6 protein-coding genes are annotated in these 7,035 nt (G+C 67.6%); 4 read left to right on the forward strand and 2 right to left on the reverse strand.

The features are described from left to right. Positions 1-124 precede the first annotated feature (124 nt). Both F3J20_RS05465 and F3J20_RS05470 read right to left on the reverse strand, forming a co-directional pair. The gene (locus F3J20_RS05465) at positions 125-1,432 is read right to left on the reverse strand and encodes a DUF3108 domain-containing protein (RefSeq protein ID WP_167282341.1); all 1,308 of its coding nucleotides are present in this window, start codon (positions 1,430-1,432) and stop codon (positions 125-127) included. A gap of 26 nt (positions 1,433-1,458) precedes the next feature. Then, positions 1,459-2,379, reverse strand: a complete 921-nt coding sequence (locus F3J20_RS05470; RefSeq protein WP_167042425.1) for an IclR family transcriptional regulator — start codon at positions 2,377-2,379, stop codon at positions 1,459-1,461. A 336-nt stretch (positions 2,380-2,715) separates the two neighbouring features. Between F3J20_RS05470 and F3J20_RS05475 the strand changes: the two genes are divergently transcribed. The 4 genes from F3J20_RS05475 to F3J20_RS05490 form a co-directional block, all read left to right on the forward strand. Beyond that, a complete protein-coding gene (locus tag F3J20_RS05475) occupies positions 2,716-3,711 on the forward strand; it encodes a fumarylacetoacetate hydrolase family protein (RefSeq protein ID WP_167042427.1) in 996 nt (331 codons plus the stop codon). A 174-nt stretch (positions 3,712-3,885) separates the two neighbouring features. Continuing rightward, positions 3,886-5,211: an ABC transporter substrate-binding protein gene (locus F3J20_RS05480; protein WP_167042429.1), complete on the forward strand. Its 1,326-nt coding sequence runs from the start codon at positions 3,886-3,888 to the stop codon at positions 5,209-5,211. Between the two features lie 191 nt (positions 5,212-5,402). Next, a complete protein-coding gene (locus F3J20_RS05485) occupies positions 5,403-6,329 on the forward strand; it encodes an enoyl-CoA hydratase/isomerase family protein (protein ID WP_240158943.1) in 927 nt (308 codons plus the stop codon). 287 nt (positions 6,330-6,616) lie between these two features. Continuing rightward, on the forward strand, positions 6,617-7,035 hold a 419-nt coding region (locus tag F3J20_RS05490), incomplete at its 3' end, for a PhaM family polyhydroxyalkanoate granule multifunctional regulatory protein (RefSeq protein WP_345889841.1).

The following is a 7,035-nucleotide window of genomic DNA, read 5'->3' on the forward strand; positions in this document are numbered from 1 at the left end:
ATCGGATCGCTCCGTGTCTGCCGCGCGGAGCGAAATTTTTCGTTGCCTCGCAAACCATCGCGAAGCGCCCGGCCCCCCGGCCTGTGCCGGGTTGGATCGGCGCATGGCCCCGGCCCGACCGCGCTCAGGGCTTGATGATTTCGGGTGTGCCCGAATCGACCGGCGCGGCGGGTGGCGTTCCTTGCATCACCGCCGATGCGCTCGCGGGCGCGTTGTCACCAGACGAGACGGGTGTGCTCCCAGGCGGAACGGAAGCGGTACCACCATTGCCGTCCCCATTCGGCGACGCGCCCTCTAACCCGAGCTTGCCGCGCCACACGAGTTCGAATTGCGTGCCGTTCGGCTCCGTTTGCAGGATGCGCGCGGGCAGCCAGCCGAGCGACGGCGCGAGCCATACGTCGATGCGGCGCTGATCGCCGTCGTGGCGCGGCAGACGTTTGAAATGGCGCGTCTCGAGATAGCCTTGCGCCGCGCGAATCGTTTCGTCGCCGATGGTCTCGATCGGCCAGTTCTCGCCGCTGTCGTTATCGACGACAAAAAACTGTCGCGTGACGCCGGGCTTATAGGCATCGGGATCGCCGCGCACGAGACTCGCGAGTTGCATCACGACGCTGAAGCGATCCTGTGCGCCGTCGGGAAGCGGCAGCGTCAAAGGTGTGCGCGTGAAGGCGATTTTTTTGTCGGCGCGATTGAAGATCGCAATGTCTTCCGCACGGCGGCAGCGTTTTTCGCTGTACTGCGCGGGCGCGAGGCCGAACGCGTCGATGCCGCCGTGGCTCGCAAACACGAACGGCCCGACGAACGGCAGCGGCACCGACACGATCATTTCGTAGCCCTGTGCGTTGCTGGCCCAGTGGATCGTGCCGGGCTGATTGCGCACGCCGTTGTAGAACGTGTCGTATTCGAGTTCGGCGGACGGCGGCACCGAAAACTTCACGCCCTTCGACGCTTGCGGCGCGCTGGCCGCGGCAGGGGCGCTCGCCGCGGCGTTCGTATTGGCATTGGTGCTTGCATGGGAGCCGGCCGCGGCGGCCGGCGCGCTCGCCGCCGCTTCCGAGGCCGGCGCTTCGGCCGGCTCATGTGGGCTGGCCGGCTGCAACGCGGTCAACACGTGCTCGCGCGGCGGATGCGCCGTGGGCCTATGCGCGGAAGACGGCGCGGGCGGCGTCGCGGCAGGCGGATGTTCGGGCTGAGGTTCGGGTTGACGTTCGACCCGCTCGGGCGTCAGCAATGCGACCTGCACCGGCACATGCTCGCGATCGGCCGGCGTCAGATTCAGGCGTGTGCGCTCGAACCACTGTGCGGCGATCCAGTGCAGAATCGCCACCGCCGCGAGCACCACGATCCAGCGCCCGATGCGCAATGCGCCTGGCCGCCCATTGCCGTCGGGCGGCATGCGATCGGCGGCGCGGGTGACGGGAGCGTGAACCATCGGCGATCGAATCCGTGCGCGTGCCGTCAGCCGTTTTCGCTGCGCGGCGTGGCGCTATACCCGAGCTCGTACGAGAGCTTGCGCGCGCATTCGCGCAGTGCGAGATCGACCTCGCCGCCCCAGCGGATATCGAACGCGCCTTCATGGCCGAGCGCGACGAGGCCGAGCGCGAGCGCGCCGGTCGAATCGAACACCGGCATGCAGAACGCGTGGATGGTCGGCAGCAGCATGCCTTCGACGCGCGCCGCCGCGTGCGCGCGCACTTCGTCGAGCACCTTGCCGACCTCTTCGCGGGTGCGTGGTGCACCGCTATACGACGAGCGGCGCGAGTCGGCCAGTTCGCGTTCGAGCATCGCGGCGGTCTTGCCTTGCGGCAGGTAGGCGGCGAACAGCAGACCGGTGGCCGAACTGAGCAGCGGCATCACGTCGCCGAGTTTCAGCGAGGCCTTGGCCGGATGGCTCGATTCCATCCAGTGCACCATCGTCGGTCCCTGGTTGCCCCATACCGCGATGCCCACGGTCAGGTCGAGCCGGTCCCGCAGTTCGGGGAGCGCGATGCGCGCGAGCGCCACGCCATCGACGCGCGCGAGCCGCGCGAGCCCCAGTTGCAGCGCGAAGCCGCCCAGTTCGTAGCGGCCCGAGAGCGGGTCCTGCGCGACGACGCCGAGACGCAGAAAGCTCACGAGATAGCGATGCGCCTTCGCCGGACTCATGCCCGCGCGCTGCGCGAGATCGCGCAGCATCATCGCGCGCGGTTCGCAGGTCAGCACGTCGAGCAGCCTGAAGCCGACCTCGATCGACTGGATGCCCGAGCGCAGTTTCTCTTCGCCGGGCTCGCCGGTGTCGTCGTCGAGACTGGCGGCGTCGGCCGGATCGGTTTCGAGCGGATCGGCCGAGGTGGGGGCGGCGTGAGGGCGAAGCGTACCGGAGCGGGCGTTGGCGGACATGTGCAAAAGGCGCGGGATGGGGCGTTCGGTAATGGCGTGGCGGCGCGAATCAAGGTGCGCGCGATGACGTAACGGCGGCGCAACGGCGACGAAAAATAGCGACGACATAACAACGACGACATAGCAACGAAATCACGCCGAAGCAGCGGCACAATACAGCGCCACGGCAGTGCGATAACGGCGCAGCGGAAACGTGCAGACAACCTCCAGCAGGAAGCGTGCAGCGCGGATCAACTCGCGCACGGCAACCGCTGCGCCGCACGAACCGCGGCCACGCCGATTCACCATCGTAGAATAGATTCCTTCCCTCGTCACTAACCCACGGTTCACAGCTCTATGAAACTTGCCTCGCTGAAGGACGGCACGCGCGACGGTCAACTGATCGTCGTGTCCCGCGACCTGCACACCGCGGCGATTGCCGACGCGATCGCGCCCACGCTGCAGCGCGTGCTCGACGACTGGGCTTTCTACGCGCCGCAACTGCACGATCTCTACGAAGCGCTCAACCAGGGCCGCGCGCGCAACAGCTTCGCGTTCGACGCGAAAGACTGCATGGCGCCGCTGCCGCGCGCGTTCCAGTGGGCCGACGGCTCCGCGTACGTGAACCACGTCGAGCTCGTGCGGCGCGCGCGCGGCGCCGAGATGCCGCCGGAATTCTGGACCGATCCGCTCATGTATCAGGGCGGCAGCGACGACTTCATCGGCCCGAAAGACGACGTGCCGTGCGCATCGGAAGCGTTCGGCATCGACTTCGAGGCGGAAGTCGCGGTTATCACCGGCGACGTGCCGATGGGCGCGACGCCCGAGCAGGCGCTGCGCGGCGTGCGGCTGATTACGCTCGCGAACGACGTCTCGCTGCGCAATCTGATTCCCGCCGAACTCGCGAAGGGCTTCGGCTTCTTCCAGAGCAAGCCGGCCACCTCGTTCGCACCGGTCGCGGTCACGCCCGACGAACTCGGCGAGCACTGGCGCGAAGGCCGCGTGCATCGGCCGATGATCGTCCACTGGAACGGCCGGAAGGTCGGCCAGCCCGACGCCGGCACCGACATGGTGTTTCACTTCGGTCAACTGATCGCGCATGCGGCGAAGACGCGCAATCTGCGTGCCGGCTCGATCGTCGGTTCGGGCACGGTGTCGAACAAGGATGCGAAGCGCGGCTACTGCTGTATCGCCGAGAAACGCTGCCTCGAAACGATCGAGCACGGCGCGCCGCAAACCGAATTCATGAAGTATGGCGATATCGTGAAGATCGAAATGTTCGACGAAGCAGGCAAGTCGATTTTCGGTTCGATCGAGCAGAGCATCGCGCCGCTCGACGACGCGGCGGACTAACGCGCTTGCGTGCGCGGTTTGCGCGGCACCGCTTACGAAAGGGTTTCGCCCGATGCCGCGGCTTTCACGCGCGGCTACACTGACTGGCGCGCCGGCATGGCCGGCGCGGCCGGCGGATCGAATGCAGCAACGCATCGGCAACATCAGAACGACAACCCGACGTGAGGAGACGGCATGCCGCGATTTGACTTCCCCGAAGCTGGAAACCGAGGTGCTGGCGCGTTACGGGCGAACGCAGGCACAAACGCAGGCACGAACGCGAACATGGGCGTGGGTGCTCATGCTGGCACGGCTGTGAGCGCACGCCTGGACACCAGCGCGAGCCGTCTGTCCAGGCGCCGCACGCGCCTCGCGCGCCGTGCCGCGACGCTGTGTGCCGCGCTGGCCTGCTTACTGCCCCTGACGGCGCTCGCCCAGGTCAAGATCGGTCTCGTGCTGTCGCTGACCGGGCCGGCCGCATCGCTCGGCATTCCCGCGCGCGACACGGTCGCGCTGCTGCCGAAACAGATCGGCGGACAGAGCGTCGAATACATCGTGCTCGACGATGCGTCCGACACGACCCAGGCCGTGCAGGACACGAGAAAGCTCATCTCGGAGAATCACGTCGACGCGATCATCGGCTCGTCCATCACGCCGAATTCGCTGGCGATGATCGACGTGGTGTCCGACGGCGAAACGCCGATGATCTCGCTCGCGTCGTCGGCGAAAATCATCGAGCCGGTCGACGCGAAACGCCGCTGGGTCTTCAAGACGCCGCAGACCGACGCGATGATGGCCTCGGCCATCGCCGAGCATGCGAGCGCGCACGGCGTCAAGACGATCGCGTTCATCGGCCAGGCCGATGCGCTCGGCGAGACGTTCTACGCCGAGGTCGCGAAGTTCGCGAAACTGCATCACATCGACATGGTGGCGAGCGAGCGCTTCAATCGCACGGACCCGAGCGTGACGGGCCAGGTGCTGAAGATTCTCGCGGCGCATCCCGACGCGGTCGTGGTCGGCGCGGCCGGCACGCCCGCCGCGCTGCCGCCGAAGACGCTGCGCGAGCGCGGCTACAAAGGGTTGATCTATCACAATCACGGCGTCGGCAATAACGACTTCCTGCGCGTGTGCGGCGCCGATTGCAACGGCACGTTCCTGCCCGCGAGCCCGGTGCTGGTGGCCGCGCAATTGCCGGCCGATCATCCGGCGAAGCGCCTCGCGCTCGACTACATCGCGCGCTTCGAGGCACAGCATGGAGCGGGCAGCGTGTCGGCGTTCGGCTCCTACACGTGGGATGCGGGCGTGCTGCTCGATCACGCGATACCGGTTGCGCTGAAGGCGGGCGCGCCGGGCACGCCGCCGTTCCGGCGCGCGCTGCGCGACGCGCTCGAAACCACGCAGGGTGTCGCGGATACCAACGGCGTCGTCAACATGAGCGCGACCGATCACATCGGCCTCGATCAGCGCGCCCGGGTGATGGTCGAGATCAGCAACGGGAAGTGGGTTTATCAGCCGCGATGAAGCGTGTCATCGTGTCGGCCGGGGGAGCGTGGTTTGCGGCCGCGTTGCTGCCTCGCTTCGCGGGTCCGGCTTTGTAGCTCCGGCTTCGCAGCTTCGACTTCGCAGTTCCGGCTCCGTAGCTCCGGTCTGCGGGCACGGTTCGAACACGCGCACGACGAGTCCACGCTTCACCAACCGACGGATCGCCCATCATGTCCGACGCACCTCACCGTAACGACGCCTACTACGCCTACTACCGCTCGCTGCAATTGCATCGCCATCCGCACGGCGTGCTCGAAATCGTGATGAGCGGCGAGGGCGCGAACCGCAGCGGACTCGCCACGGCGAACGCGCGCATGCATTACGAACTGGCCGAAATCTGGCGCGACATCGAGCGCGATCCCGACACGCGCGTCGCGATCATTCGCGGCGAAGGCAAGGGCTTTTCGGCGGGCGGCGATCTGCAACTCGTCGAAGACATGGCGAACGACTTCGATGTGCGCGCGCGGGTGTGGCGCGAGGCGCGCGATCTCGTCTACAACGTGATCAATTGCGGCAAGCCGATCGTCTCGGCGATGCACGGTCCCGCGGTCGGCGCGGGACTCGTCGCGGGCCTGCTCGCCGACATCTCGATCGCGGCGAAGACGGCGCGCATCATCGACGGTCATACGCGCCTCGGCGTCGCGGCCGGCGATCACGCGGCGATCGCCTGGCCGCTGCTGTGCGGGATGGCGAAGGCCAAGTACTACCTGCTGCTGTGCGAGCCCGTGAGCGGCGAGGAAGCAGAGCGCATCGGCCTCGTATCGCTGGCCGTCGACGAGAGCGATCTGCTGCCGAAGGCATTCGACGTCGCGCGCAAACTCGCAGACGGTTCGCAGACGGCGATCCGCTGGACCAAGTACGCGCTGAACAATTGGCTGCGCACGGCAGGGCCGGCGTTCGATACGTCGCTCGCGCTCGAATTCATGGGCTTCGCCGGGCCCGACGTGCGCGAAGGGCTGAACTCGCTGCGCGAGCGGCGCGCGCCGGATTTTGGCGGCGGCGATCCGTGGCGGGAGGCGTCGCGGGAGAGGGCCGGTGACGGAGGTGGAAGCGAGAGCGGTGGCGCTGCGGGTGGCGAAACGGATCGCAGCGAGTAGTGGCGCGGGGCGTGGCACGACCGACTGGCCGCAACGGGTCGCGTGGGGCGTGGCACGAGAACATGGCGGCACGGCCAGCGGTAGGTAGAAGCCGGTAGCCGCAGGTAGAGGCAGATAACGGCGCAGCCAGGACGCGGGCAGCCGTGCGGGCGGGTTGGCGTGGCGGGTCGGCGGCTGCCGGCACGCAACGCGGCGAGCCCCCTGAGCCACCATTTCACACGGTATGATCGACTCAACCCGCGCGGCTCCGCGCGCCCGACATCTTCTTATGCACCGAGGCGACAAGCATGACCGACACGACTGGCACCACGCCGCCCTTTCCCGGCTTTCCCGGTTTCCCGCCCGCTGAAATGCTCGATCGCATGTGGGGCATGATGCGGCTGTCGCCGTTCGGCTCGGCGTTGCCCGGCGCGCAGCCGGGCGGCGGCCTCGCGCCGTCGCTGTCGATGATGTCCGACATGATGGCGCCGCTCACCAATGTCGAGGAGCTCGACAAGCGCATCACCGACATGCGCGCGGTCGAGCAGTGGCTGAAGCTGAATCTGAGCATGCTGCAATCGGCGATCCAGGCGCTCGAAGTGCAGCGCGCGACGCTGTCGACCTTGCGTGCTTTCGGCGCGTTCGCGCAGTCGTCGATGGCGCAGCCGGCCGCTGCCGCGCCGGCTCCGGTGCCGAGTCCCGCACCCGCTCAGGCGGCGAGCCCCGC

This window comes from Paraburkholderia sp. Cy-641 (assembly GCF_011752945.1).
In the GTDB taxonomy this organism is placed as follows: domain Bacteria; phylum Pseudomonadota; class Gammaproteobacteria; order Burkholderiales; family Burkholderiaceae; genus Paraburkholderia.

Coding starts and splice junctions, on each gene's coding strand:
- F3J20_RS05475 (WP_167042427.1), top strand. CDS start 2,716: ATGAAACTTGCCTCGCTGAAGGACGGCACGCGCGACGGTCAACTGATC.
- F3J20_RS05470 (WP_167042425.1), bottom strand. CDS start 2,379: ATGTCCGCCAACGCCCGCTCCGGTACGCTTCGCCCTCACGCCGCCCCC.
- F3J20_RS05480 (WP_167042429.1), top strand. CDS start 3,886: ATGCCGCGATTTGACTTCCCCGAAGCTGGAAACCGAGGTGCTGGCGCG.
- F3J20_RS05485 (WP_240158943.1), top strand. CDS start 5,403: ATGTCCGACGCACCTCACCGTAACGACGCCTACTACGCCTACTACCGC.
- F3J20_RS05465 (WP_167282341.1), bottom strand. CDS start 1,432: ATGGTTCACGCTCCCGTCACCCGCGCCGCCGATCGCATGCCGCCCGAC.